The sequence below is a fragment of the Chryseobacterium sp. SIMBA_038 genome (assembly GCF_046535115.1).
Classification (GTDB): Bacteria; Bacteroidota; Bacteroidia; order Flavobacteriales; family Weeksellaceae; genus Chryseobacterium.
On record NZ_JAWRXH010000002.1, the window covers coordinates 348,000 to 373,988 of the forward strand.

The following is a 25,989-nucleotide window of genomic DNA, read 5'->3' on the forward strand; positions in this document are numbered from 1 at the left end:
GGATTACTTGATAGTTTCTCTGCTTTTTTTTATGATTATGAAATAAAAGATTTCGGAAATGGATATAAAAAACAAGTGCAAACTGGTTTTGAAACTTATGATTCTTATAATTTATGGGAATCATATGACGATATTGTAATAAAAATTAGTTAGTTTTATATTTATTCCCTATGAGAAAAGTTTTAATTTTTGGCATCTTATTTTTTATAATGTCTTGCAAAACCTCAAAAGATTTAGATTTTGTAGATGATAATATAAATCCTCAGAATATGGATTTATATTTTTATACTATTAATAAAAATATCTATTTATCAAATGATTCAATATCTCATAAAAATAAATCTTTTCATATTAATGGATATTACACCAATGTAAAACCTTCAATTTCTAATAATAACATTCCTACAAATATTTTTACAAAAGATAATGAATATTTTAATAAAAAATTAAATAATAAATATATTATATATTATGCAGATGGTAAAAAAATAAAGATGAGGATTGCTTATTTTGGTAATAATTATAAAGAAAAGTTTGAGACTTTAAACGATGTTTATAATTATTTAAAGAAAAAAAAGATACCATATAAACTAATTAAAGAAAAAAAAGATATAAACGGAATCCCATATGCTGATATCTTGTTAACTAAAAATTCGCTTTTTTGTAAGATTTTTGCAACAAAAAGAGAAAGTGTATCAAATATATATTACAATATAAATGATACTTTATCTACAATACAATATGGAGACAACAGAAATTTCTACAAATAAAGGCAGATTCTCTTACTTCTACCGCTCCGCAAAGTCTTCTGACTTTGCGGTTTTTAATTCTGTTACTTTAATAAAAAAAATAGATAATCACTTTACACAGTCTTCTTATTTTAATCAAGGAAAACAATTTCTTTATATTTGAAAAAAACGAAATAAGACTATACTATCAAAGGTCAGCAGAAACAAATATTATCACTTTACTTCTATTATAAATAAAATCCTTGACAACAACTAAGATTAAGGCATAAAAGCTTCAAAGTCAATAGACTCTGCGGAGTGGATTTAAAAATCGATCCAGCTGGACATATCTAAATTTTTACATAAATAGTAATAACCAAACATTAACTAAAACAACATCATCAATATGGAAAATTCAAAGAAATTAATTTTATTAATGATTCTATTTTCAATTATTTCCTGTGAAAAAAATTTAAAAGAATGTCAAACTTGTGAAACAAATAAAGATAGCTTAATCTTTATTAATAAAGATAAAAATGAAATCTATTTCAGGGCAAAATCTATTGATAGACATCCTAAATTGCAAAAAAGATTGCATGATAATAATTATTTTGAATTTTATAGTACAGTTAATATTTATTCTTTGAGCAAAGAGGTTGATTTAAAAGAAATCGTTGATACACAGTCTTTTAGAAAAATAAATAATAATTATTTTGAAGATAAAGAATTTATTTATTTTGTTCCTCAAAATTTAACTAATAATTATCTTAATATTTTAGATAAAAAAGAAAATGTAAAGTTTAGTAAAAATAAAGATACTATATTCAGTGCTTATGGAACCTTCTATAAAGGAGTTCTAATTCGCAATTCTTATCCCATAAAATAAAATACAGTTTTTCTGACACTTTAATTTAACTTATAATAGATTTATCAACACGATGAATCTTTACTAAAATTCCAAAGAAAGCAATGAAAAAAATAAGTTTAATTTTATTAATTATGTTTTCCATTTTTTCATGTAAAGAAAATCATAAAATCGATCATCATAAAGACTATCCTAATTTCAAGATTGAGTTTAATGATTTTGGAAAGCGGTCAAATAAATATTACAAAAGATAATTGGGATAAGCACAAAGCGAACGACTTTTTATATTTTGATATTTTATTAAAAAATGCAAATAAAAAGAAAGTTATCATAAAGACAAAAAAAGTAGCAAACAAAATTCCTCTATTAATTAATTATACAAAAAATAAAAACAACGTTATTTCTCTAGAAATTATTCAACAATTTAATACAGTATATACTGATTCTATCATTTTTAAAGGCAGCAATGAAAGTCTTAAAATCAATAATGCATTTAGAATAGGTCATCAGCATAATGGTACTGATGAAGTTTGTCCTTTAACCATTATCGAAAAGGCTGATACACTTGATATTTCGAATTATGAAATGAAAAATTGTATTCAAAGAAAGAAAAGTTAATTTCATTAGTTAAAAAAAAATATTTTAAAAAATCTATAATATGAGAACATTCCATTCCATTTTATTAGCTATTTTCTGCCTTTTGATGAGTTCATGTCATATACAGACGAAAAGCCCAGACAAAAGATCACTTAACGCAACAACTACAGAAACCATAAATCAAAACGACAGTACATGTTGCTTTAGCATTAAAATGTTCGAAGAAAATTCATATAAACAGGAAAGAAATAAAGAAAATTTCAAAAAATCTGGATTTTCATATGAATATACACAAGAATCAGACAATGGAGTAATTATTCGTCAGGTAACAACTTATCCTGACAAAGACAAACTAAACTCTCAATATTATGTAGAGGATATCACAAAAAAATGGAGCCCTTTTACCATTCAGAAAAGGTATGATTATAAAGGTAGATTAATATATTGGGGGAAGTCAATTAAAATTGATGGGGTAGAAAAAAGTTATGAATATGATGAAAATGGAAAAGCAATTGTCACAACTGATCATGAGAAATTATTCAAACATACTTTTGCCGATATTCGTGAATTTTTATTAAAAGAAAAAGGGATAGATATTTATGACACAAGGCAGGCTATCGCAAGAAGAGTAAATCATGAGGGAAAAATTTCTTCAGAATCTTATTACAGAGTTTTAGTACTTGGAAAAGAAAACTTACCTGATTATTATATAAAAATAGTAGATGTAACATTAGAAATAAAACCAGAATCTTAAATCTAACCTATTCATCTTAAGTAACTTGAACTACTTTAAATTGATTTTTAATTATATTAGTCATAATTAATATTGTTTCTCCGCTCCGCAAAGTCTCCTGACTTTGCGGTTTTTAATTTTGTTACTTTAATGAAAGAAAAATAGATCATCATTTTACATAGTCTTTTGACTTTAAGCAAGAAAAACAATTTCTTTATATTTGAAAGAAACGAAATAACACTATATTATCAGAGGTCAGGAGAAACAAATCTTATAACTTGTACTACTATTGTAAAGAAAATCCGTAACAAAACCAAAAGCCTCAAAGTCGGGAGACTTTGCGGAGCGGGATGATAAAATTAAAATCAGAATAAAATCAGTCGATCATTTAGCCGGTACAAGTGACTTAGAAAACTTTTTAAATAAATAAACTATGGAAATAATATTCTTACAAAAAATGTTGAAAAATCCTACCCTACGAAATTGGTCTAATGAAGGATTAGCTATAGATGAAATAAAAATTTTAGAACAGAAATATAATACTAATAAAGAATTTCCTAAGTCACTTAGAGAATATCTTTATATAGCTGGTCGCCAATCTAATTTAAGCGATATTGATACAGGACTCGGATATGATTGGATGCAAGAAACTGCAAAAAAGGAATTAAATGAATGTGGGAAAAGTATTGAAAGACCCTTTTTTGTAATATCGCAATTAGATGCATGCACACAATTTAGTTTTATATATCTAGATGAACTTTCTGAAGATCCAATTAAATATAATTGTTTTGCGCATGAATCTTACTGGGATAATGATACTAATTTCATAGAAGAAAGCCCTACTGGTAAACTCTCCAACTTCATTAACATCTGTGTTGATAGATCTATTGAGGAAGACAATTTCATCAATTGATAACCAATTTTACAACTCTCTTATTTGTAACAAAATTCAAATAAAAAGATGACTTTAAGTAATAGAAGACCAGAAAAGGAAAGAATAGATGTTGAAGATTTGGAAGAAAAAGATATGAATATTTATACTGGAGGTGTATATTATAATTATTTGGGTAAACCATTTACAGGCTTTATGATTCATGGATATTTTGAAAATGGTCAATTGTCTGGAGAAACTGAATATGTAGAAGGAGAAGATATGGGTTGGGTAATAGAATATTACGATAACGGAAGGGTAGAAAATGAAAGTTTACAGTATGGTGCAACTAACGTATATTTTGCAGAATATGACAAAGAAGGCAGTAAGATATCAAGTCATTTTTTCGCACCTGAACTTTTAGAAAAAGTTTGTATAATTACAGGAGAAGACCCAAATAATGTTAAAGAATAATTGAATTTATTAATCAAATAAATCTTCAAAACTTCCCACAAAAAAATAAAACACGACACCTTTTGTCGCATTAACCCCATATATTTGTCTTATAAAATTCATCCATGAAAAAAGACTTTTACCTGACAAGATATGCCTTAATTATAAAAAGATTAGAGAGTTCTCCGGCGACGTATTCGCAGCTGGAGGACTATCTTTTAAACTCTTTTGAATTTCAGGATGCGGATATTAAGAGCTACTCTATCCGTACCTTGCAGAGGGATATTCGTGAGATTTTAGGTCTTTTCAACCTTTCTATTCATAACAAAAAGAAAGGTGACAATCGATATTATATTGAGAGCCGACCGATCATGGAAGTGGATGAATACAACCAAAAATTATTAGAATCTTTTCAGGTAAGTAACGCGCTGAATCTTCATCCGGATTTTTCCAATTTCATCTTTTTTGAATCTCGAAAGCCGACCGGAGTAGAACATTTTTATGATCTTTTCTTTGCCATTCGTAATAAAAGAGTCGTGACTTTTGAGCATTACAATTACAAAAATAAACTGATGACTTCCCGAAAAGTTCATCCTTTGGCCTTGAAAGAATCCAAAGACAGATGGTATCTCATCGCGATCGACACCAAGGATAAGGCGTTGAAATCTTTCGGTTTAGACAGAATTAATTATCTCGATGTTGATAAAAATAAATTCCGTGAAAAGTATAGTTATAATTTCAGAGAACATTTTAAAAATGCTTTCGGAGTGATGAATTTAACGGAGCAAAATCCTCAGAAAATTGTTCTTAAATGTACTAAACATCAGGGAGAATATATTAAAAGTTTTCCGCTTCACCAGTCACAGCAAGAGACAAAAGCAACCCTTGAAGAAACTTTTTTTGAGTTTTTCTTACACCCAACTTACGACTTTATGCAGGAAATTCTGTCTTACGGAAAAGAAGTTACTGTTTTGGAACCTAAAACCTTAGTTGATGACATACGCAATCATTTGCAGGAGTCTTTAAACAGATACTCAGAGCTCTAAAAATATTTATTATTTTTAATCTTTTTTTGATTATTTTTACATAAATATATCAATTTGAAAGCATTATTTCTTTACCTGTTTTGCCTCATTTCTTCCTTTTGTTTTTCGCAACAGACGGAGGATTTTAAACAAGTGAAGAGCTATTACAACAATCACCGAAGCATGTTGGGAACCGAGTTTAAGAAAAAATTCGATGCAGAAACCAATGTATTTAACAAATCTGCCATAAAAAATGACTTCCGTTTTTTCATGAAGAAAATGGACAGTATTGAAAATGTAGCCTTAATCGGAGCTTTATTAAAAGTGAAAAACATTGAAGATCTTGCCAGAATTCAAAAGAAAAATACCAATCCTCAAGATCCTTCCGAACTCAAAGCAACGACAGATAAAACAGCAGCTTATCCGGGCGGAGTTGATGCTTTAAGAAAGGAAGTGGTTGATCTTTTTTATTCAGAAGGCGTTCATTCAGATTTAAAAATAATTAAAACCAATGTTGCTTTTATTGTTGAAAAAGATGGAAGTATTAGCAATGTTCAGGCTCAGGGTGATAATTTCACCTTCAACAGACAGGCCGAGATCGCTTTATATTCTATTTCGTCGAAGTTTTCGCCTGCAACAATTAATGGGGATGCCGTAAGATTTCGTTTTAAACTTCCTCTAACTTTAAATATCGAATAATATGAAGAACTATTGTACGATTATTTCCCTTTTTATTTTAAATTTTTACTTTTCACAACAAACAGAAAGTCTTAAAGCTATTAAAGAAAAGTATGAAAATGCAATTAAAAATACTGAAGAAGAATACAATAAAAATATATCTCACAATATTTCTAGACAAGAAAAATCAATACTTTTCAGTAAAAAGACTAAGGAATTACGAGATTTAGATTTTAATAGAAATAGAGATTACTTAAACGAAATATCCAAGATAAAACCCAGTATTATCCCTTTAGATTCTAGTAAAATTATTAAAAATGAAATTGGCGAAATTATAGCAGTACATCCAAAAGGCTCTGAATTTTTCAAAAAAGAATTTATGGCTAATTTTTTAGGTGATGAAATTAATGCTAAAGGAATTATAGCTTGTAAAATTTCATTTATTATTGAAACTGATGGAAGTATTCAAGATGTGAAAGCCATTAGTGATAATGAAGATTTTAGTAAATATGCTATTCTTGCTATATACCTTACACAAGAAAAATGGATACCAGCAAGATTAAACGGATATCCTGTAAGATATAGGTTCTCTCTTCCCCTAACTTTAAATTTCGAGTAAATGTTTACCGACGAATATTACATGAAAATAGCTTTTCAGGAAGCTGAAATTGCATTGGAAAAAGATGAGGTTCCTATCGGATGTGTTATAGTTTCTAATAATCGAGTGATTGCGAGAGCGCATAATCTTACAGAAACTTTAAATGACGTTACAGCTCATGCCGAGATGCAGGCAATAACCTCAGCAGCGAACTTTCTTGGTGGAAAATATTTAAAAAACTGTACCCTTTATGTGACGCTGGAACCTTGCGTGATGTGTTCGGGAGCCCTTTCCTGGTCGCAGATTTCAAAAGTTGTGATTGGTGCCAGAGATGAGCAGAGAGGATTTATCAACAAACATCTTTCGCTTCATCCAAAAACAGAAATGGTTGTTGGCGTTATGGAAAACGAGTGCTCTTCAATCGTTAAGGAATTTTTTAAATCTAAGCGTTAATCTTTATTTTTAAAAACAGAATACATCGGAATATCAAAATATTCTCCGTTTTTCTTTAAATGTTGTTTCAATAAGGCTTCTTTTTCCATTCCTATTTTTTCCAAGACCTTTCCTGATGCTGGATTGTGTAGTAAATGGGTAGCGTAGATCTTGTTTAAATTCAATTCATTAAATCCAAAATCGATAATCGCTTTTGCAGCTTCTGTGATGTAGCCTTTATTCCAAAACGAAGCGCCCAGCCAATATCCGAGTTCTGCCTTGTCGTCTCCCCTATCATGAAGTCCAATTGCTCCAATAATTTGATCGTTTTGATTTCGAATCGCGAAAGTAAATCCTGATCCGCTTTCGAAAGCCTGTTGAGAATTATTCAACCAAAATTTAGCATCATCTACAGTATATGGAGAAGGAATATTTGAGGTAAGATCAGAAAAAATTTTCGATTGGAGATATTCAACCACCAAAGGAAGATCTTCCTCTTTCAATTGAGAGAGAATCAGTCGTTCTGTTTCTATTCTTGGAAATTCTTTCATTTATAAATCTTTTCCTAAAAAGTATAATCCTTTCAAGGTATGAAGCCTGTCTGTAATGTGTATTTTGTTCGTTAAAGGCTTATAGACGTGCGAAACACCACCCGTTGCGATCACAAAACAATCGTCATTCACCTCATCATTAATTCGGTCGATAAAACCTTCTACCATTCCTAAAAATCCGTAAACCATTCCGCTTTGCATGCAGGTCACAGTATCCAATCCTAAAACGGTTTTTGGCTTTTTTAATTCAATTTCAGGAAGCTGGGCAGTTTGACTGATTAAAGAATTCAATGCTGTAATAATTCCCGGAGCGATAATTACGCCCAAAGTTTCGCCTGTCTCCGTAACGCAACTTGCAGTAAGAGCCGTTCCAAAATCTATAATGATTTTCTTTCTGTCCGGATACAAATTATGCGCAGCGACAAGATTGGCATAAATATCAGTTCCCATCTGCTTAGATTTTGCCACAACTCCTGAAGGCGTACTTCTGTCAACAATCACGGGAAGAATTCCGTGGATTTTTTTTATCGCCGAACTCACCACTTTAGTAAGCTGAGGAACCACAGATCCTATAATAACTTTAGTGATGTCTTTTGGCTCTACTTTATAGGTCTGATACAACATCAACATCTGAACGTAAAGTTCGTCTGCCGTTCTGTAAGGTTTTGTATTGATCACCCACGAAATATCACAATTGTCATCATCAAAAAGACCAAATCTGATATTGCTGTTTCCTACGTTGATTACGATTGAATTCATTTATTTAAAAATAATTTCAAATTTATAAAAAATAAAAGGAGTATTTTCCAACACTCCTTTATATATTTTATTTTCTACTGTTTCACTTCTAAAAAGTTATCCTCCATATTCACATCTGCAATTCTCTGACTGAAATCTATTCCCAGAACAGATAATTGAGACTTTGTGTACGGAACCGTTAACGTATATTCTTTCTGTGTAAAAGGCCAATACGCTACCGTTTTAAAATCCCCATAAGCATCTTTTGACTTCCAAGTGTGGGTAAGATTTGTTGGAATCTGGTAAGTAACAATCTTTTTATCCGTAGTCATTACACTGAAATCAATCGGCATGGGAACCTGTCCGTTATTAACCAAAGTGATCGTTGTAGATTTTGCATCGTATTTTACATCCTTAATTCCGTAATCGATCGTTTTTATGGTGTTAATCCAGTAATGATGGAACCATTTCAAATCCATCCCTGAAACTTTCTGAGCAATATGAAGAAAATCTCTGTCCGTAGGATGTTTCATGCTCCACTGATCGTAGTATTGTTTCAAGGTTTCGGCTAAATTTTGCTCACCGATGATATAGCCTAGTTCGACCAAATATAATTCTCCTTTCACGTAGGTAGAATAGGTATAAGAAGTTCCATTATCATGGTGATCTCCTAGCCAAACTGCAGGTTCTTCAATCTTCTTTTGAAGGAATTTTCTGTAAGCATCCAATGTTTTAGCAAAAGGATTTGGCAATTCTTCTGGAAATAACTGATACATCGTGTACCCTTCTGCATAGCTTGTAAATCCTTCATCCATCCATGGTCGCATAGACTCGTTGGTCGCCAACATCTGCTGATACCAAGAATGAGATCCTTCATGAGCCATTAATCCCATTAAATCTTTAATATTTTTAGCTTCACCTAAGATCATTGTACACATTCCGTACTCCATTCCGCCATCTCCACCTTGAATAAAGGCGTAAGTCGGATAAACATACTTCCCGAAATGAGCATTCATGATCTGGAAATATTTTGTAAGATAAGCCGGAGCTTCTTCCCAAGCTTTTGTTTTGTCATTGTTTTGATAAACCAAGAAAACTTTTGGACCTTCCGGAACATCAAAACTCTTTACAACATAATCTCTGTCTGCACTCCAAGCGAAATCCAGCATATTTTTGGCTGTCCATCTCCAAGTTGCTTTTTTATCTTTTTCGGTTTTGATTTTTGCATTGGCATCGTAACCTTTAACTTCTGTCGGATTTTCAAGGATTCCCCCTGCTCCAACTACATAATCTTTATTGATTTTAATCGTAACATCAAAGTCCGAGAACGGTGCATGAAATTCTCTTCCCAAATAATCGAAAGTAGCCCATCCATCATAATCGTACTCTGAAATTTTAGGATACCATTGCGTCATGGTCATATCAACGCCTTCTTTGTTATTTCTTCCGCTTCTTCTGATTTGCTGAGGTATAACAGCATCCCATTCCATTGTGAAATTGGTTGTAGAATTTGGCTTGATAGGTTCTTCCAAATATACCTTCATGATCGTTTCCTGAATTTCAAACTTCAGGTTTTGTCCGTTTTGTTTGATCCAGTGAATATTTTGAGCTCCTTCTTCATTTTTTGGAATAGAAGCCAATCTTGAAATACCATCTTTTTGCAATCTTGAATCCCCATTTTTACCCTGGCTTGCCACTCTTTGATCCATCATTGAATTAGGTTTAAAGGCATTCCAGTATAAATGGAAATACACCACGTTCAATTCGTCCGGAGAGTTGTTGGTATATTCTAAATTTTGATTTCCCTGATAAGTAAATTTTTCCGCATTAACATCAATATCCATCTTGTACTTCGCAGCCTGCTGATAGTAAGGCGTCTGCTGCGCCTGAAATTGAGAAATGATAAATGCAAATAGGATTGCAACCGATTTTTTCATTTAAAATTTTATTTTTTTTAAAGATAAGTAATTAAAATAAGACCTAAAAAATGGAGTTATGCTGAGGTTTTATTCTGTTTGATCTAGTTTTAGATGAATTTTAATTGGATTTGTTAAATACTTAAACACGAATATCACAAATGAATTCACAATTTTAAACACAAATAATATTCGTGTTATTCGGGAGAAAATTAGTGTTACTTGTGTTTAAAAATAAAGCTTATATATCTTTCAAAAGCTTTTTAATCAAAGTAATCTGCCCCAAATGATAATAAGAATGTTCAATCATTCCATCAATATTTCGAAGATAAGTTCCATATTTCTCATCAACAAAAACTTCATCCATTTTAGAATCAAGCATTTGTTCTAATAATATTGCAAACTTTTCAGAATCGATCCATAATTGATTTAATAATTCTTCCCACTCCTCCTGAGATTCAATTGGAGGGAAATCGAAACTGTATTTATCTTTAATTTCGAGATCACCACCTTCAAACACATTAATAAGTCCTGCAATATAATAATGAATATGAAAAGTAAGCATTGCAATAGTATTCAAAGAACTCACTTTTGTTATGGCCTGTTCCCAGGTTACATTTTTAAGCTGATCTTTAAAATTGGTATTTGCAATCCAGAAACCATCAAGCAAAACTTCTCTGAATCTTTTTGATAATTGTGAAACTGAGCTCATTATTTTTAATTTTTTTAAAGATAATTAATTTAAACTTTTTTATGTCTCGCTGATCTTTCTAAATTATGTTATTTGATATTATTTTGACCACAGATTTTCACGGATTTACACAGATCTTATGCGCAATCATCTGTGAAAATTTGTGCAAATCTGTGGTTAGTAAAAGAAACAAAAAACCTCAAATGCAGAACACTCGAGGTTTATATATAATTTAGAAATCAAAATTATTTTTTAGCAGGTAATTTCTTTCCGCTTTCTAAAATCTTTTCTAAAATTTTCAATGTAATCAGATACGTTGGTTTTACCCCTGTAAGTCCTAAACCTCCTGAAGATAATGTACTTCCCGTTTCCAAAGGATTATCCGAAGCATAGTAAGCATAGCAAACAAAAAGATCTGGTGCAATGTGATGTCTGATTTTTGACGCCACCTGAATTGCTTTTTGATAATGTGCTCCTTCCATTTCCAGCCCGATTGCTTTCCAAGAAGTATGCATGAAATATGACAAGATATCTCTGTTTTGAAGTGATGTTCCTAAAACAGTGATCATCGTTCCTTCAAAAGCTTTTAATTCATCATCTTTAAAATCATCCAGTTTTAAAGCATTTTCAAAAGGATAGTTATCTGCTGTACCTTCAAAAATATGAGAAGTTGGAATCATGATGTCTCCTTTTGCACCTTCTAAAATTCCAGCTTTACCCATGATGGAAACAGATTTAACTTTCATCATATAAACCTCTCCTTTTTGTTCAAAAGGTCTTAATAACTCATCCATCACCTCAAAAGCCTGTTCTCCGAAAGCATAATCAAAAACCATAATTACATCGTCTCCTCCATATTTAATATGACCGAACGGTGTGTTTTTAAGTTCTGTTTTGCTTAAATCAATGATCTGAACATCAATATTACTTCCACTTTTATCATCAATATAAATTAAACCTTGGTCTAATGCATATTTTGAAACTTTATCACGAAGATCTTTCTTGTCGGAAATATCTCCGTACATTTTATAGTCTACTTCTTTGTGATCTTTTTTCTTCAGAGCATCATTTCCATACAGCATGTTTTTAACTGAGTGCATGTTCGCAGAAATAATATGTAACGGACGCATGTGAAGATCATTTTCAAATAAAACTTCTTTCACTTTGTTGGCCCATTTTTCTCCAAAATAATGGTGACCTACTCTTTCCTTTAATATAGCACTGAAATGAATTTCTCTTTCTCTGCTTTGTTTAGCATCTTCCAAACTTACTTTTCCTAAGTTGTAAATGATCTTAAACAAACGATCTGGATTACTATCGTCTCCGAAAGTATTGTAAGCTCTCAACGTTTCATCAAAAGTTCTTCCTATTAAAGAAGATAAGTGAATAAGAGCAACCTCTTTTTCTCTTCTGCTGAATTGTTTTTCGCCTTTTACTACTTCTTCGATAATTTTGAAAGCACGTGTCGGCTTCCAGTTTTCGTCCTGAATGAACGCCAGATTACGGATCTTGTCCGCTTCTATAAATAAGAAGGTTAAGTGAGTAAGAATGTCATAGATTTCAGAACGTCCCAAAAGAACTTCGATATTCATCTGGTGTTCGTCTATTCTGTAACAGTTTCTTCTTCTCTTTTTAGGTACAATTGGTTCGAAACTTCCTTTATCAAAACCCTCATCTGATGTAAGATGAATAAAAGCACATTCCTCAATTCCCTCCGGAAGTCTGTCTAAAACATACATCAAACCATCTAGCTCCAATTTGTTTGGAACATTCATGGTACCATAAATTTCAGGATTGATTGTTTTCAACAAACTTCTAATACTTTCTCCAGAAACACCTGCCGGCTTGAAAAATCCTCTATAAAATAAATGTCTCATAGAGATGTATAGTCTTTCAATTGCCTCTGTTGTTTCTCTTGCTCTAGAATTTGTCATAAAATAAATTTCACACAAATATACGAAATCTCCCCTCAACTTATTTTAAGTATCTTTTAACAAACGACTTAACATAATAAGGATTTGATGAGGTTTAAAAATTAAATTATTGTTTAAATTTTTATAAATTTCACAGACACCCCTAAAAAAATAAGGGTAAAAATATTTTCAATCTATTTTTTTTGTAAATTTGCCCCACAAAATACAACCTTAATATGTCAACTTTAAGATTTAAAGCATTAGAAACATTACCATTCAAGGACTTTAGAAAAGATAATTCAGTAGAAATTCCTGCGAAATTGTCAGAATTATTTTGTGAAAATGTATTCTCTGAAAACACAATGAGAGAATATTTAACAAAAGAAGCATTCCAATCTATTATGGATGCTATTAAAAAAGGAAGTAAAATCCAGAGATTAATTGCAGATCAGGTAGCAGTAGCTATGAAAGATTGGGCAATGAGCAAAGGAGTAACACATTACACGCACTGGTTTCAGCCTTTAACAGGAAGTACTGCAGAAAAGCACGATTCATTCTTCACACCAATTGAAGGTGGTAGAGCGATCGAAAGATTCAGCGGCGGAATGTTGATCCAGCAAGAGCCTGATGCATCTTCTTTCCCGAACGGAGGAATCAGAAACACTTTCGAAGCTAGAGGATATACTGCTTGGGATCCTACATCTCCTGCTTTTATTATGGGAACTACACTTTGCATTCCTTCAATCTTCATCTCTTACACAGGAGAAACTTTAGATTATAAAGCACCTCTTTTAAGAGCTTTGAATGCTGTGGATGAAGCTGCAACAAACGTAATGCAGTATTTCGACAAAAATGTAACAAAAGTAACTCCTACTTTAGGTTGGGAGCAAGAATATTTCTTGGTTGACTCTGCATTATACCAATCTCGTCCTGACTTGGTATTAACTGGGAAAACTTTATTAGGACACTCTCCTGCAAAAGGACAGCAGTTAGATGACCATTATTTCGGTTCAATTCCTACAAGAGTAATGAACTTCATGAAAGAATTGGAGATCGAATGTATGAAATTGGGTATTCCTGTAACAACAAGACACAATGAGGTGGCTCCAAACCAATTTGAACTGGCTCCGATGTTTGAGGAAGTAAACGTTGCAGTAGACCACAACTCTTTGTTGATGGATGTTATGGCAAGAATTGCTCACAGACACCATTTCCATATTTTATTCCACGAAAAGCCATTCGCAGGAGTAAACGGAAGTGGAAAGCACAACAACTGGTCTTTAGCTACTGATACAGGTGAAAACCTATTAAGCCCAGGAAAAAACCCTAAGAAAAACTTACAGTTCTTAACATTCTTCGTTAATGCTATTAAAGCTGTTCACGAATATGCTGATCTTTTAAGAGCAAGTATCGCTTCTGCAAGCAATGACCACAGATTAGGTGCAAACGAAGCTCCACCGGCAATTATTTCTGTATTTATCGGAAGTCAGTTGTTCAGAGTGTTAGAAGAATTGGAAAAAGTAACTGAAGGAAAACTTTCTCCGGACGAAAAAACAGATCTAAAGCTAAATGTAGTTGGAAAAATTCCTGAAATTCTATTAGATAACACTGACAGAAACAGAACGTCTCCATTTGCATTTACAGGAAATAAATTTGAGATCAGAGCGGTAGGTTCTTCTGCAAACTGCGCAGAATCTATGACGGTAATGAACACAATTGCTGCAAAACAATTAAACGACTTCAAAAAAGAAGTTGATGCTCTAATTGAAACAGGATTGAAGAAAGACGAAGCTATTTTCAACGTACTAAGAGAATACATCAAGCAATCTAAAAACATTATGTTTGAAGGTGACGGATACTCTGACGACTGGGCAAAAGAAGCTGAGAAAAGAGGTCTTAACAACTTAAAAACTACTCCTGAAGCTTTAAAGCAAGAAATGGATCAGAAGTTTGTAGATCTTTATGAGGAAATGGGAATTTTCACTCACAGAGAAGTTGAAGCAAGAAACGAGATCAAATTAGAAAAATATTCTACAGTTATTGATATTGAAGCAAGAGTTTTAAGCGATATCGCAAGAAACCACATCATTCCTTCCGCTTTAAATTATCAAAACAGATTAATTGAGAATGTAAAAGGTCTTAAAGAAATTTTTGAAGACAAAGAGTTCAAAAAATTAGCAAAAGAACAAATGAGTTTAATTACTCAGATTTCTGAAAACATTTCTAAAATCAAATTAGGTGTTGAGGATCTTATGAAAGCGAGAGAAGCTGCAAAAGCAACGTCTGACAGCCAAAAGCAAGCAGAAGTATACTGCACGAATGTAATTCCGTTATTTGATCCGATCAGAGAAGCTTCTGATGATCTTGAAATGATGGTTGATGATGAGCTTTGGCCAATGACGAAATATAGAGAAATGTTATTTACAAGATAACATCTGTAAAGTTCCATATTAGTTAAACTCCTCGGTTTTTTCCGGGGAGTTTTTTTGATTTATTAACAGTCTGAAAATTGGCGCTTTAAAAACTCAACTATGATTAATAGAGGAAATATCAATTATTATGTTAAAGAATCATAATAAAAAAAACCGCTCATTCACCAAAAATGGGACGTAGCGGTTTGTTTTTCTTTAACATACTTAAAGTATATGTTAAAATATGTTAAATACAGAACCTGATAATAATCATATCGGGCTCGTTTTACTCGGAATCTCTACTTTTGTAAGGCTTTTGAAATAAATATCCCTTTAACACGGTAATAAATATGTATATGAAGAAAAGAGTTTTGTCTTATTTAGTAGCTTTAGTTTCTACAGTCTCACTACAATCTTGCGTTACAAATTATGTAGTTTCAAAACCAGCAACTTACTCTAAAGAATACAAAACAGATGCCAAACTAGCTTCACTAGATACAAACAAAATGGAGCAGGATAAGCAAAGACTTATTAACTCTTTTCTAGCAGAAAAAGCGGCATCTATAGCAAATGCAAAAAATTCTATTAAAAATGCAGGCATTGCTAAAGTAGTAAAATACAACAAAACAATAGACAATATCCTAACGGAAGCTGAAACATACCTAGGAACTCCTTACAGATACGGAGGAATGACGAGAAACGGTATAGATTGTTCAGCTTTTGTGCTTTCTGTATTCGGAGCAGCAGCAGGGCTTAGCTTACCAAGAGTAGCAGCTTCTCAGGCTCAGGAAGGAGAAAAAATTGAGAAAGAGAATCTACAGAAAGGAGATTTGATTTTCTTTTCTCACGGTAGAAGAATTTCTCACGTAGGTATTGTAGAAAGTGTTTCTGAAGAAGGTGAAATCAAATTCATCCATGCAGCCACTTCAAAAGGTGTTATGATTTCTTCTCTTAATGATTCTTATTGGGGACCTAAATTTAGATTCGCAAAAAGAGTGATCAACGAAAACGGAGAAGCTTACAACAACCTAGCTGCAACAACAGCAACAGCCGCAACAAGTTTTTAATTTTAAATAATTGATTTAAATAATGAAGCCATCAAAAATTTTGATGGCTTTTTTATTGTTGATGAGGTTTTCGTTGATTTGAAATCCATCCTTTCAGAGAAGGGAAATTTTAATATCCCTAATACTAACTTCTAATTTCTAGTATCTAGCTTCTAAAACTAGCTATTTCTTTCTATTTGTATATCGAGCTTATATAATAGACCATGCACCTCAGAAAGGGAGAATTTAGCCTTTTTAAGCTTGTTAATATTCGGATCTATGGAATAATTGATGGAAGTCCTGAAATCTGTTTTTTCAAGGTTTGCATTCACAAATACAGCGCCAGCAAGATCACAGTTGGTAAATACTGAATTTGAAAGATCGCATTCTTCAAAATCAACCTCAATTAATTTCGAATTTTTGAAAGAAGTCTTTTTAATTGTTGTTTTATAGAAAGTGGAATTATTAAGAGAGCATTCATCAAACTTAAATGATAATCCAAATTCATTACAATCACTAAACTGAAGCCCAAACATTTTACATCCTTTAAAAATTACATCACGAAAAGCTGTGTTTGAAAGCTTTGCCATACTTAAATTGCATCCGATGAATTCACAGTCGGTAAATTTAAATTCGGAGAGATTTGCGTATTCAAAATTACAATTGAGAAAAGTGCAGTTTTCATATTCGCCTTTTTCCAATGGAGATTTTCCAAAATCGGTATTTTCGAAATTTTGGTCAAGAACGTATGCTTCTTTCATAAAGCTTATTGATTTAATTAATGATTTATTCTCCGCAGATTCTGCAGATATCGTAGTTTTTAAATTTAAAAACTGACTGAATATTTTTAAACTTCCATCACCCAACTTCAAACTTCCCTCTTAAACCAAGCTGTTCTTATCAGCATAATTTAATTTAAAGAAAATAAAAGTCATGATCGAAAAGGCTAAAAGAGAACTTCCACCATAACTAAAGTACGGCAACGGAATCCCAACGGTCGGGAAAAGCCCCATAACCATGCCTAAATTGATTGTAAAGTGCATCAAAAGAATCGAGGCAAAACAATACCCGAAAACTCGATTAAATATAGATTTCTGTTGTTCTGCGAGATAATAGATTCTTCCGATATAAACCATGTAGCAAAGTACAAGAACCGCACTGCCTACAAAGCCCCATTCTTCACCAACCGTACAGAAAATATAATCGGTTTCCTGCTCGGGAACGAATTTTCCTTGTGTAACAGAACCTTCACGATATCCTTTCCCTAAAATTCCTCCGGAACCGATCGCTGTTTTGGAATATAATAAATTGTAACCGGAAGTATCTCTAAATGCTTTTTCACCTTTAAAAAGAACTTCAATCCTTTCTCGTTGGTGTTTTGGAAGTTTTTCTAAAATATATGGTGAACCAAAAGCCAATCCGCATAATAAAACAATAGACCCGATAATACTCGCGATGGAAATTACATCCCAAGACATTTTATAGTAATTCATGGCAATCCATCCTGCTGCAATCACCAAAATAGCAACAACAACATAAATAGGATTTATAGCCAAGGATACTAAGAAAACTCCCGCAAAAAGAAATCCGATACCGAAAAGCAAACCACTTAATCCTTCTCTGTATAAAGCAATAAAAAATGCCGTAAAAACCAATAAGGAACCTACATCAGGAATTGCCAAAACAACAACCGCAGGAATAGCAATAATCGCCAATATTGTTAAAAGAGATCTTCTGTTACTTAAATTAAAATCCGGTCCGGAAACATAATTGGCCACCATAAGCGTGGTTCCTATTTTTGCAAACTCTACAGGCTGCATGGTAAAGCTCCCGAATTTATACCAGTTTTTTTGCCCTAAAATCTCTTTACCAAAAGGAAAAAGACCAATAAGTAATAAGACTCCGCCGATATAAAAAATACCCGCCATATTTTCGAAAAACTTACTTCTTCCAAAAAAGATGATAAGTCCCACAAATACCGAAATACCGAAAAAAATCAATTGTTTTTCTCCTAATTTCTGGTCAACACTGTAAATATTCGCGATGGCAAAAATGCAAAGCATGAAGTATAAACCAAGACCCAACTTATCTATTCCCTCTGTCCATTTCATTGCTTCGTGGTTTTGATGTTTTTGGTTTCTTCGTCTATCTTTTTCTGCAGTTTCGCTTTCTGTTCTTTAATAAAATTAAGACTGTCCTGAATTTTTTTCAATTTTACAGAATCCGGTTTCGGATCTACATATAATCCTTTACGTTTTAAATCTGCGATCCATTGTCTTTTATATTCAGGCATAAAGCTTGAAGTGATCATCTTTTTATAAAGATTTTCTCTTTTCAGATCTCCTGTAATATATTTTTCCGCAATTACGGTACAAGCAGGACCCGCCCAAGTTGCTCCAAAACCAGCATGTTCCATTACGGCAACAACTACTATTTTAGGTTTATCAGCCGGAGCGATCAACACGAAAATGGAGTTATCTTTTCCCTGAGGAACCTGTGCAGTACCTGTTTTTGCTAATTGTGTAAAGTCGTTTGATTTTAATCCTCTTGCTGTTCCTCTTAAAACTACGGCTTCCATTCCTTTTAAAACAGGCTCAAAGTGTTTTGGATCAACAAGTGTTTTATGTTTAGTTTTAAATCTTTTATCCGGATTTGGTTTTCCATCGATTGCTTTTACGATATGAGGTGTGTAATACCAGCCTTTATTGGCAATAGCTCCAACATAGTTGGCCAATTGTAAAGGTGTTACCAAAACATCTCCCTGCCCCATTCCGTTGAAAACAGCTCCGGTAGCCAAAGCATCCCAGTTTTTAGGATCTTTTTTGGCTCCACTTGCTTTATAGATGGACTGCATTCTTTTTTCATAAAATTCCCCGGAAGGAATTCTGCCTTTAGCTCCAACAGCTAAGTCATTGTTTAGGAATTCTCCTACTCCAAAGCTATTCAGGATTTTTTTCCATTCATCAACTCCTTTTGACGGATTTCCCGGATATTTATTCATAATAGCTAAATAAGCATATGAAAAATAACAGTTACTTGAAATCTGTATCGCCGGTATCAAAGGATCTGCACCCCCGTGACCTTTAATTCTTAATCCTCTATAATTAAATCCTCCTCCACACGGAAAAATAGTATTTTCATCCATTACTCCCATCTGCATTGCAGAAAGGGCAGTCAATAATTTGAATGTTGAACCTGGTGGATAAGCCGCCTGAAGCGATCTGTCAAAAGTTGGTTTATTTTCGTAAAGGGTATCTTTTGATAAAGCGTATAAATTCCTAGATTTATTAGGCCCTGTGAAAACATTGGGATCAATATCCGGTCCCGTTGCTAAGGTTAAAATTTCACCATTATTTGGATCGATGGCAACGATGGCTCCGTGTTTATTCACAAGCATTTCTTCGGCCATTCTTTGAAGGTCGTAATCAATGGTAAGCGTAATATCTTTACCTGTTACTACATCTTTATCTAAAGTTCCATCTTTGTAAGAACCAATATTTCTAAGTCTGATATCCTTTTGAATATATTTAATTCCCTTTATTCCACGAAGTTCTTTTTCGTATGATTTTTCAACTCCGGATTTTCCTGCAAAATCTCCCGGTAAATAATAGGTAGAATCTTTTTTAATATCTCTTTCATTCACTTCACTCGTATAACCCAAAAGGTTTCCGGAAGTAGAAACTTCATACTGACGCTGAGGTCTTGAAACAATACTGAACGCAGGATATTTAAATATAATTTCCTGTACTCTGGCAATATCTTCTCTACTGAGGTCTTTCAAAAAAGTCATCGGAGTCAGCTTAGAATAATATTTCTCTTTTTTAATGATATTAATTCTTTTAATGAAATCATTCTTATCGATTTTCATTAAGCTGCAAAAAGCCAATGTATCAAAATCAGGTTTCATTAAGGCTTGAGTAAATGAAATCTCATAAGCCGGCTGGTTGCCCACCATGATCTTACCGTTTCTGTCGAAAATTACTCCTCGTTGGGGAATTACGTACTCCGTTTTAATGGAAGTATTGGCCGCATTAAGTGCATAACGGTCGGTAAACAACTGCAAATAAGCAAGTCTCGCCACAAAAATAAGGGCAATAACAGCAAGGGCGGAAAAAATTTTTAAATAACGTGTGTTCAAACTTTTTGTTTGATTTTAAATATTAATGCGTAAATAACGATAAATATAAATGAAATTACGCTTGTTACCAACACATTAAGTAATATTTCAAAAATTCTGCTAAACTTAAAGAATTCAATATATTGTACAAAAAGTTGGTGCAAGAATATACTTGAAAACAGAAACACTAAAAACTGCGCCCATTGAAGGGACTGAAAAGAGAAAAAGTCTGTAGATGTATCTGTAGATGTCCTGAAAATCAAGGTTCTGTAATAAGCGATCAAAGTGGTTGCAAATGCATTGATTCCCCATGTGGACAAGAATGCATCAACAGAAAGCCCGATTAAGAAACTTAAAGCTAAAAATTGATATTTATTTCTGAAAAAAGGATAAAACATAACGAACACAGGATATAATACCGGAGTATATTTTCCGAAAATAACAATCCTGTTCAATACAAAGATCTGTAATGCAACAAGAAATATCATGATTAATATGTCCGTAAATAAAGTCCTGCTAATCATTTTCCTTTTTTATTACAGCTTGCATTGTATCCTGAATCTTTTGAACTTCAGCTTTCTTAAGGTTTTTAACAACAAAAATCTTATTCAGAGCGCCCATTTTTTCACTAAGCTCAACCGAAATATCCCAAAAACCTGTTTTATTATCAACGGAGTAACCCGCAATTGTACCAATCATCACTCCTTTAGGGAAAATTGCTGATTTGCCGTCTGTTACAACGCTGTCCCCAATTTTTAAAGCAACATATTTAGGAACGTCTGCCAAGTGCATTACTCGGGAGTTATCACCACTCCAAGTTAATGTTCCAAAATATCCTGAGTTTTTAAGAGCAGCATTAATTCTGATTGTGTTTACACTTAAAACAGACTGAACCAACGCATAACTATCTGTAGAATTAATAACGATTCCCGCAATACCTCTCGGAGCCATAACTCCCATTTGAGGATAAACGCCGTCTCTTCTACCACGGTTAATGGTAAAATAGTTGTTTCTTCTATTAATACTGTTGAAAACTATTTCTCCGTCTACAAATGTATAGATTTGTCCTCCTCCTAAAGTATCATGAACTTTTCTGAATACCGGATTCTTGGCGCCCTCTTTTCCGTAGAGCTCCACCATCAAAGCCTTATTTTGAGCTACAAGATCTTCGTTGACCTGTTTTAGCTTAAGATAAGTAACTCCTTCATCAATATATCCGGAAACCCTAGAGTTAAGCGCAGCCGACTGGCCGGCAACCCAAGATCTCTGCATGGCATTCTTAGAGAATATCAGAACCAGAGCAATGATTTGCAAGAAAATAAAGAAGACAAAAAGAGAGTTCTTCGAAAATAATCTCAGCAAAAATCCCATTCAGATAAAGTGTCGTAAAAGTTAAAATTATTTAATTAAGAAATTGAATTTATCCATATTCTTAAGCGCAATACCCGTTCCGCGAACTACAGCTCTTAACGGATCTTCTGCCACAAAAACAGGAAGACCAGTCTTTTTGTGCAGTCTGTCTGCCAAACCTCTCAATAAAGCACCACCACCAGCAAGATAAATACCTGTTTTATAGATATCAGCTGCCAATTCCGGAGGTGTTAAAGACAGAGTTTCCATTACAGAATCTTCAATTCTGATGATAGATTTGTCCAGCGCACGAGCAATTTCTTTATAGCCAACCATAATTTCTTTTGGCTTACCCGTGATAAGGTCTCTACCTTGTACCGGGATATCTTCAATATCAACATCAAGATCTTCAACAGCAGAACCAACTTCAATTTTCACTCTCTCAGCTGTTCTTTCTCCGATGTAAAGATTATGGTGTGTTCTCAGGAAATAAGCAATATCATTTGTAAATACATCACCTGCAATTTTCACAGATTTGTCACAAACAATACCTCCTAAAGCTACCACAGCAATTTCTGTAGTACCGCCACCTATGTCGATGATCATATTTCCTTCAGGTTTCTGAACATCAATCCCAACTCCTATTGCAGCTGCCATTGGTTCGTAGATCAACCTTACTTCTTTTGCATTTACTTTTTGAGCAGAATCTCTTACCGCTCTTTTTTCAACCTCCGTAATTCCGGAAGGAATACAGATAACGATTCTTAAAGCAGGCTGAATGAATCTACCTTTGATCCCGGGAATTTTTTTGATAAATTCCTTGATCATGTGTTCAGAAGCGTGGAAATCTGCAATAACACCGTCTTTCAAAGGACGGATCGTCTTAATATCTTCGTGAGTTTTCCCCTGCATATGCTTCGCCTGTTCACCTACCGCGATCGGTTTACCGGTAGAACGCTCAATTGCAACAATTGAAGGCTGATCTATAACAATTTTATTATTATGGATGATAAGCGTGTTGGCAGTTCCTAGGTCTATCGCAATTTCTTGCGTAAACATATCGAATAAACTCATATTTTTCTTCTGATTTTAAGATTACAAAGATATAAATTTAACGTCACTAACGAAATTCCATAAGCATATAATTTGGTTAAAATTTTATTAAATTTTTCAATATTCTATTAACTTTTGCATTAATCAATTACAGACTTTAAGTGAATTAAGGTTTAAGATACTTTTGGATAGAAGTCAGAACCCGGAAATTGGGGATTTTTTGACAACAAAAAGGCAATTTTGCTCATTAAAAAATCATCAAATTAAATTTTGAAATTATTTTAGCACAAAACCTGAAATTTTCATTTTTCATACCAATTCAAAGCTTATTTAGAAGCATCCCAAAATAGTTTTTTACGATAATTATCATATACATTATCAGAAAGGGGTTAACAAAAAAAGCGTTAAATTTGCAACGCTTATGTTACAATATTCCAATATAAATCAAACTTCAAATTTTGCGGTTCTTTCTATAAGCTACGAAAAAGCTGATGGAGAAACTCGCGGGAAATTTGCATTTTTTGATGAAAATATTAAAAATTTTGTCTCCCGAATTCATGATGAAAATTTAGGCGATGCTTTTGTGGTTTCCACTTGTAACAGAACCGAAATTTACACTACTTCTCCGAATTACCTTTTGGTAGCCGAAGAATACTGTAAAACAATCGGGGTAAATATCACAGATTTTCTTCAGTTTGCCAATATTTTAACCAAAGAAGAAGCTCTGACGCATCTGTTCAGAGTTGCTGCAGGTTTGGAAAGCCAGATTATTGGTGATTTTGAGATCATCGGACAGATCAAAAAAGCCTACAACCGTTTTAAAAAAGAAAGACAGAATTCTAATCCTTATCTGGAAAGAGCGATTAACTCGGCTATCCAGATCTCGAAAAGAATTAAAAACGAAACCGGAATCTCCAACGGAGCTGCTTCCGTTTCTTATGCTGCCGTTCATTATATTTTAAACAGTCAAAAAAGAATTACCGAGAAAAATATTCTTTTACTTGGAGTTGGAGAAATTGGACAAAACACGGTTGAAAATCTTGTAAAACATGTTTATCAGCCCAAAATAAAAATAGCAAACAGAACTCAGGAGAAAGCTGAAAAGATATCTGAAAAATATAACATTCCTCATGTTGACTATTCTGATTTTGACAACGAGTTGAAAAACACAGATATACTTATCGTTGCTACCGGAGCCAAAAAACCTATCATCAACGCTTCTCACTTCCCGAACGGAAAAGAAACATTAATTATCGACCTTTCCATTCCTCATAACGTAGATAAAGATGTTACGACGAACGAAAATGTAACCTTAGTTGATGTTGATGAGCTTTCAAAACAGATTCAGGAAACTATTCAGCAGAGAGAAAAAGAGATCCCAAAAGCCGAATCTATTATCAAAGAAATGGCAAAAGAGTTTCTTGAGTGGGAAAAAAAGAGAAAACTAGCACCAAATATTCACCATTTCAAAGCCGTTCTTAAGAATATGGAACGCAACGAGATGCATAATTTTTACAGAAAAAATAAATATATAAACATCACAGATATGGAGCTTTCTGAGAAAATGATCCAGAAAATCACCAATCGTTTTGCAAAATATATCATCGATAATCCTTGGAAAGCCGAAGAAATTAGTAAATTAATGCACGAAATATTAGTTGAACAACCAAACAACGAATTCAATGAAAAGCATTAGAATCGGAACGAGAAATTCCGCCCTTGCACTTTGGCAGGCAAGAGAGGTTGCCAGGCACCTACAAAACAATAATTATTTAACCGAGATTGTACCTATCGTTTCTTCTGGCGATAAAAATCTTAATCAACCGCTTTATTCTTTAGGAATTACTGGCGTTTTCACGAGAGACCTTGACATTGCATTATTAAATGATGAGATCGACATCGCCGTTCACTCTTTAAAAGATGTACCGACACTTCTTCCAGAAAATGTTGAGCTTATTGCTTACTTGGAAAGAGATTTTCCTCAAGATGTATTAATAAGAAAGGAAGCATCCAGAACGAAAGAGTTTCACGAGTTGAAATTGGCAACAAGCAGCTTGAGAAGAAGAGCTTTTTGGTTAAGAAATTATCCTCACGCTGAGTTTTCAGATATTCGCGGAAATATCCAGACTCGTCTACAAAAATTAGAAGATCAGGATTTTGACGCTACTATTTTATCTTTAGCAGGAATCAAAAGAATGAAAATGGACATTGATTATGAAATGCTTCCATTAATGATCCCCGCTGCGTCGCAAGGTGTAATTGCCGTTGCAGGACATTCTGACAAGAAAGAGATCAACGAAATTTTAAGCAAAGTAGCCAATCATAAGCCAACACAAATTTGTGTTGAGATCGAAAGAAATTTCCTAAGCACTCTGGAAGGAGGCTGTACTGCACCAATCGGGGCGTTTGCTGAATTTTTCGGAGATCAGATTCGTTTCAAAGCTGCACTTTGTTCATTAGACGGAAAAAACTGCATTGCTACAGACGAAAATTTCGAATACAATGAATCTGAAAATTTTGGAGAAAAATTTGCAAAAATCGTTCTCGAAAACGGAGGAAAAGAATTGATGGCCGAAATTAAATCTTCTTATTAAGAACTTTTAAGCATATTTGTACCTTTATATTTTAACGTACAAAATAATGAAAAAGGCTCTGTTTTTATTGCTCCTCGCATTCTGTGTGTTTACTGCAAATGCACAGAATAAATTTGCGCTTCAATTATCTAACGCCGCTTTGGGGATTATAGACAAGACGATCACCTACGACCCTACTTATTTTATCCTTACCTATCCCAATGGAGATGTTCCTTCGGATAAAGGCGTATGCACGGATGTTATTATCAGAGCCTACAGAAAAGTTGGTATTGATCTCCAAAAAGAAGTTCATGAGGATATGGCGAAAAACTTTTCAAAATACCCAAAGACCTGGAAGTTGAAAAAGCCTGACACTAATATTGATCACAGAAGGGTTCCTAATTTGATGGTCTTCTTTTCTAAATTTGGAAAAGTAAAATCAATCGAAACCAATCCTACCCTTTATATTCCGGGTGACATTGTTACTTGGATCCTACCCGGCAACCTAACCCATATTGGAATTGTTGTGAATAAAAAATCTGCAGACGGGAAAAGATTTTTAATCGTACATAATATAGGAAGCGGACAGGTTATGGAAGACGTACTATTTAAATATACCATTACAGGACATTATCAATACTCTAAATAAG

The 25,989-nt window shown here is 33.3% G+C and carries 26 protein-coding genes; 15 read left to right on the forward strand and 11 right to left on the reverse strand.

Annotated features, from left to right (window positions below; genetic code table 11):
* The first annotated feature begins 170 nt into the window (after positions 1 to 170).
* The 10 genes from SB689_RS07740 (at position 171) to SB689_RS07785 (ending at position 7,001) form a co-directional block, all read left to right on the forward strand.
* The gene (locus SB689_RS07740; RefSeq protein ID WP_410691553.1) at positions 171 to 770 is read left to right on the forward strand and encodes a hypothetical protein; all 600 of its coding nucleotides are present in this window, start codon (positions 171 to 173) and stop codon (positions 768 to 770) included.
* A 364-nt stretch (positions 771 to 1,134) separates the two neighbouring features.
* The gene (locus SB689_RS07745) at positions 1,135 to 1,614 is read left to right on the forward strand and encodes a hypothetical protein (protein ID WP_410691554.1); all 480 of its coding nucleotides are present in this window, start codon (positions 1,135 to 1,137) and stop codon (positions 1,612 to 1,614) included.
* A 192-nt stretch (positions 1,615 to 1,806) separates the two neighbouring features.
* On the forward strand, positions 1,807 to 2,211 hold the full coding sequence (locus SB689_RS07750; RefSeq protein WP_410691555.1) for a hypothetical protein: 405 nt from the start codon (positions 1,807 to 1,809) through the stop codon (positions 2,209 to 2,211).
* Between the two features lie 40 nt (positions 2,212 to 2,251).
* Positions 2,252 to 2,944, forward strand: a complete 693-nt coding sequence (locus tag SB689_RS07755; RefSeq protein ID WP_410691556.1) for a hypothetical protein — start codon at positions 2,252 to 2,254, stop codon at positions 2,942 to 2,944.
* 412 nt (positions 2,945 to 3,356) lie between these two features.
* On the forward strand, positions 3,357 to 3,836 hold the full coding sequence (locus tag SB689_RS07760) for a hypothetical protein (RefSeq protein WP_410691557.1): 480 nt from the start codon (positions 3,357 to 3,359) through the stop codon (positions 3,834 to 3,836).
* Positions 3,837 to 3,884: 48 nt separating this feature from the next.
* A complete protein-coding gene (locus SB689_RS07765) occupies positions 3,885 to 4,268 on the forward strand; it encodes a hypothetical protein (RefSeq protein ID WP_410691558.1) in 384 nt (127 codons plus the stop codon).
* Positions 4,269 to 4,372: 104 nt separating this feature from the next.
* On the forward strand, positions 4,373 to 5,293 hold the full coding sequence (locus tag SB689_RS07770) for a helix-turn-helix transcriptional regulator (RefSeq protein ID WP_410691559.1): 921 nt from the start codon (positions 4,373 to 4,375) through the stop codon (positions 5,291 to 5,293).
* 132 nt (positions 5,294 to 5,425) lie between these two features.
* Complete coding sequence (locus SB689_RS07775) at positions 5,426 to 5,971, forward strand: energy transducer TonB (RefSeq protein WP_410691560.1); 546 nt, start codon at positions 5,426 to 5,428, stop codon at positions 5,969 to 5,971.
* A gap of 1 nt (position 5,972) precedes the next feature.
* Entirely contained in the window at positions 5,973 to 6,569 is a 597-nt protein-coding gene (locus SB689_RS07780) for an energy transducer TonB (RefSeq protein ID WP_410691561.1), read from the forward strand.
* Positions 6,570 to 7,001 carry a nucleoside deaminase gene (locus tag SB689_RS07785; RefSeq protein ID WP_410691562.1) on the forward strand — a complete coding sequence of 144 codons (432 nt, stop codon included), beginning with the start codon at positions 6,570 to 6,572 and terminating at the stop codon, positions 6,999 to 7,001.
* Here the strand turns inward: SB689_RS07785 and SB689_RS07790 are convergent.
* The 5 genes from SB689_RS07790 to SB689_RS07810 form a co-directional block, all read right to left on the reverse strand.
* Positions 6,998 to 7,531, reverse strand: coding sequence for a GNAT family N-acetyltransferase (locus SB689_RS07790; protein WP_410691563.1), 534 nt, complete (start codon positions 7,529 to 7,531; stop codon positions 6,998 to 7,000). The two genes, SB689_RS07785 and SB689_RS07790, sit on opposite strands and share 4 nt — an antisense overlap.
* Positions 7,532 to 8,290, reverse strand: coding sequence for a type III pantothenate kinase (locus tag SB689_RS07795; RefSeq protein WP_410691564.1), 759 nt, complete (start codon positions 8,288 to 8,290; stop codon positions 7,532 to 7,534).
* 74 nt (positions 8,291 to 8,364) lie between these two features.
* Entirely contained in the window at positions 8,365 to 10,206 is a 1,842-nt protein-coding gene (locus SB689_RS07800; RefSeq protein ID WP_410691565.1) for a M1 family metallopeptidase, read from the reverse strand.
* Positions 10,207 to 10,426: 220 nt separating this feature from the next.
* The gene (locus SB689_RS07805; RefSeq protein WP_410691566.1) at positions 10,427 to 10,897 is read right to left on the reverse strand and encodes a DUF1572 domain-containing protein; all 471 of its coding nucleotides are present in this window, start codon (positions 10,895 to 10,897) and stop codon (positions 10,427 to 10,429) included.
* A gap of 224 nt (positions 10,898 to 11,121) precedes the next feature.
* On the reverse strand, positions 11,122 to 12,810 hold the full coding sequence (locus SB689_RS07810; RefSeq protein WP_410691567.1) for a DUF6909 family protein: 1,689 nt from the start codon (positions 12,808 to 12,810) through the stop codon (positions 11,122 to 11,124).
* Between the two features lie 215 nt (positions 12,811 to 13,025).
* Between SB689_RS07810 and SB689_RS07815 the strand changes: the two genes are divergently transcribed.
* Together SB689_RS07815 and SB689_RS07820 are read left to right on the forward strand one after the other, a co-directional pair.
* Positions 13,026 to 15,221 carry a glutamine synthetase III gene (locus SB689_RS07815; RefSeq protein WP_410691568.1) on the forward strand — a complete coding sequence of 732 codons (2,196 nt, stop codon included), beginning with the start codon at positions 13,026 to 13,028 and terminating at the stop codon, positions 15,219 to 15,221.
* Positions 15,222 to 15,556: 335 nt separating this feature from the next.
* The gene (locus SB689_RS07820) at positions 15,557 to 16,267 is read left to right on the forward strand and encodes a C40 family peptidase (protein ID WP_410691569.1); all 711 of its coding nucleotides are present in this window, start codon (positions 15,557 to 15,559) and stop codon (positions 16,265 to 16,267) included.
* 158 nt (positions 16,268 to 16,425) lie between these two features.
* Here the strand turns inward: SB689_RS07820 and SB689_RS07825 are convergent, their stop codons facing one another.
* The 6 genes from SB689_RS07825 to SB689_RS07850 form a co-directional block, all read right to left on the reverse strand.
* Positions 16,426 to 17,007, reverse strand: a complete 582-nt coding sequence (locus SB689_RS07825; protein WP_410691570.1) for a pentapeptide repeat-containing protein — start codon at positions 17,005 to 17,007, stop codon at positions 16,426 to 16,428.
* Positions 17,008 to 17,127: 120 nt separating this feature from the next.
* Positions 17,128 to 18,357, reverse strand: coding sequence for a rod shape-determining protein RodA (rodA, locus tag SB689_RS07830; protein ID WP_410691571.1), 1,230 nt, complete (start codon positions 18,355 to 18,357; stop codon positions 17,128 to 17,130).
* A complete protein-coding gene (locus tag SB689_RS07835) occupies positions 18,354 to 20,384 on the reverse strand; it encodes a peptidoglycan D,D-transpeptidase FtsI family protein (RefSeq protein ID WP_410691572.1) in 2,031 nt (676 codons plus the stop codon). The genes rodA and SB689_RS07835 overlap by 4 nt, the downstream gene beginning before the upstream one ends.
* On the reverse strand, positions 20,381 to 20,887 hold the full coding sequence (locus SB689_RS07840; RefSeq protein WP_066753698.1) for a rod shape-determining protein MreD: 507 nt from the start codon (positions 20,885 to 20,887) through the stop codon (positions 20,381 to 20,383). Before SB689_RS07840 ends, SB689_RS07835 begins: the two co-directional genes overlap by 4 nt.
* Positions 20,880 to 21,734 carry a rod shape-determining protein MreC gene (gene mreC, locus SB689_RS07845; RefSeq protein WP_066753700.1) on the reverse strand — a complete coding sequence of 285 codons (855 nt, stop codon included), beginning with the start codon at positions 21,732 to 21,734 and terminating at the stop codon, positions 20,880 to 20,882. Before mreC ends, SB689_RS07840 begins: the two co-directional genes overlap by 8 nt.
* Positions 21,735 to 21,761: 27 nt before the next feature.
* The gene (locus SB689_RS07850; RefSeq protein ID WP_054512301.1) at positions 21,762 to 22,787 is read right to left on the reverse strand and encodes a rod shape-determining protein; all 1,026 of its coding nucleotides are present in this window, start codon (positions 22,785 to 22,787) and stop codon (positions 21,762 to 21,764) included.
* Between the two features lie 400 nt (positions 22,788 to 23,187).
* Here SB689_RS07850 and hemA point away from each other — a divergent pair, with 400 nt between their 5' ends.
* Genes hemA through SB689_RS07865 form a run of 3 tightly spaced genes read left to right on the forward strand, consistent with a single transcriptional unit; the run spans position 23,188 to position 25,988 of the window.
* Positions 23,188 to 24,462: a glutamyl-tRNA reductase gene (gene hemA / locus SB689_RS07855; protein WP_410691573.1), complete on the forward strand. Its 1,275-nt coding sequence runs from the start codon at positions 23,188 to 23,190 to the stop codon at positions 24,460 to 24,462.
* A complete protein-coding gene (gene hemC / locus SB689_RS07860; RefSeq protein ID WP_410691574.1) occupies positions 24,449 to 25,360 on the forward strand; it encodes a hydroxymethylbilane synthase in 912 nt (303 codons plus the stop codon). Before hemA ends, hemC begins: the two co-directional genes overlap by 14 nt.
* Before the next feature lie 46 nt (positions 25,361 to 25,406).
* Entirely contained in the window at positions 25,407 to 25,988 is a 582-nt protein-coding gene (locus SB689_RS07865) for a DUF1287 domain-containing protein (protein ID WP_410691575.1), read from the forward strand.
* Position 25,989 lies beyond the last annotated feature (1 nt).

Coding starts and splice junctions, on each gene's coding strand:
- SB689_RS07740 (WP_410691553.1), top strand. CDS start 171: ATGAGAAAAGTTTTAATTTTTGGCATCTTATTTTTTATAATGTCTTGC.
- SB689_RS07745 (WP_410691554.1), top strand. CDS start 1,135: ATGGAAAATTCAAAGAAATTAATTTTATTAATGATTCTATTTTCAATT.
- SB689_RS07750 (WP_410691555.1), top strand. CDS start 1,807: ATGATTTTGGAAAGCGGTCAAATAAATATTACAAAAGATAATTGGGAT.
- SB689_RS07755 (WP_410691556.1), top strand. CDS start 2,252: ATGAGAACATTCCATTCCATTTTATTAGCTATTTTCTGCCTTTTGATG.
- SB689_RS07760 (WP_410691557.1), top strand. CDS start 3,357: ATGGAAATAATATTCTTACAAAAAATGTTGAAAAATCCTACCCTACGA.
- SB689_RS07765 (WP_410691558.1), top strand. CDS start 3,885: ATGACTTTAAGTAATAGAAGACCAGAAAAGGAAAGAATAGATGTTGAA.
- SB689_RS07770 (WP_410691559.1), top strand. CDS start 4,373: ATGAAAAAAGACTTTTACCTGACAAGATATGCCTTAATTATAAAAAGA.
- SB689_RS07780 (WP_410691561.1), top strand. CDS start 5,973: ATGAAGAACTATTGTACGATTATTTCCCTTTTTATTTTAAATTTTTAC.
- SB689_RS07785 (WP_410691562.1), top strand. CDS start 6,570: ATGTTTACCGACGAATATTACATGAAAATAGCTTTTCAGGAAGCTGAA.
- SB689_RS07790 (WP_410691563.1), bottom strand. CDS start 7,531: ATGAAAGAATTTCCAAGAATAGAAACAGAACGACTGATTCTCTCTCAA.
- SB689_RS07795 (WP_410691564.1), bottom strand. CDS start 8,290: ATGAATTCAATCGTAATCAACGTAGGAAACAGCAATATCAGATTTGGT.
- SB689_RS07800 (WP_410691565.1), bottom strand. CDS start 10,206: ATGAAAAAATCGGTTGCAATCCTATTTGCATTTATCATTTCTCAATTT.
- SB689_RS07805 (WP_410691566.1), bottom strand. CDS start 10,897: ATGAGCTCAGTTTCACAATTATCAAAAAGATTCAGAGAAGTTTTGCTT.
- SB689_RS07810 (WP_410691567.1), bottom strand. CDS start 12,810: ATGACAAATTCTAGAGCAAGAGAAACAACAGAGGCAATTGAAAGACTA.
- SB689_RS07815 (WP_410691568.1), top strand. CDS start 13,026: ATGTCAACTTTAAGATTTAAAGCATTAGAAACATTACCATTCAAGGAC.
- SB689_RS07820 (WP_410691569.1), top strand. CDS start 15,557: ATGAAGAAAAGAGTTTTGTCTTATTTAGTAGCTTTAGTTTCTACAGTC.
- SB689_RS07825 (WP_410691570.1), bottom strand. CDS start 17,007: ATGAAAGAAGCATACGTTCTTGACCAAAATTTCGAAAATACCGATTTT.
- rodA (WP_410691571.1), bottom strand. CDS start 18,357: ATGAAATGGACAGAGGGAATAGATAAGTTGGGTCTTGGTTTATACTTC.
- SB689_RS07840 (WP_066753698.1), bottom strand. CDS start 20,887: ATGATTAGCAGGACTTTATTTACGGACATATTAATCATGATATTTCTT.
- mreC (WP_066753700.1), bottom strand. CDS start 21,734: ATGGGATTTTTGCTGAGATTATTTTCGAAGAACTCTCTTTTTGTCTTC.
- SB689_RS07850 (WP_054512301.1), bottom strand. CDS start 22,787: ATGAGTTTATTCGATATGTTTACGCAAGAAATTGCGATAGACCTAGGA.
- hemA (WP_410691573.1), top strand. CDS start 23,188: ATGTTACAATATTCCAATATAAATCAAACTTCAAATTTTGCGGTTCTT.
- hemC (WP_410691574.1), top strand. CDS start 24,449: ATGAAAAGCATTAGAATCGGAACGAGAAATTCCGCCCTTGCACTTTGG.
- SB689_RS07865 (WP_410691575.1), top strand. CDS start 25,407: ATGAAAAAGGCTCTGTTTTTATTGCTCCTCGCATTCTGTGTGTTTACT.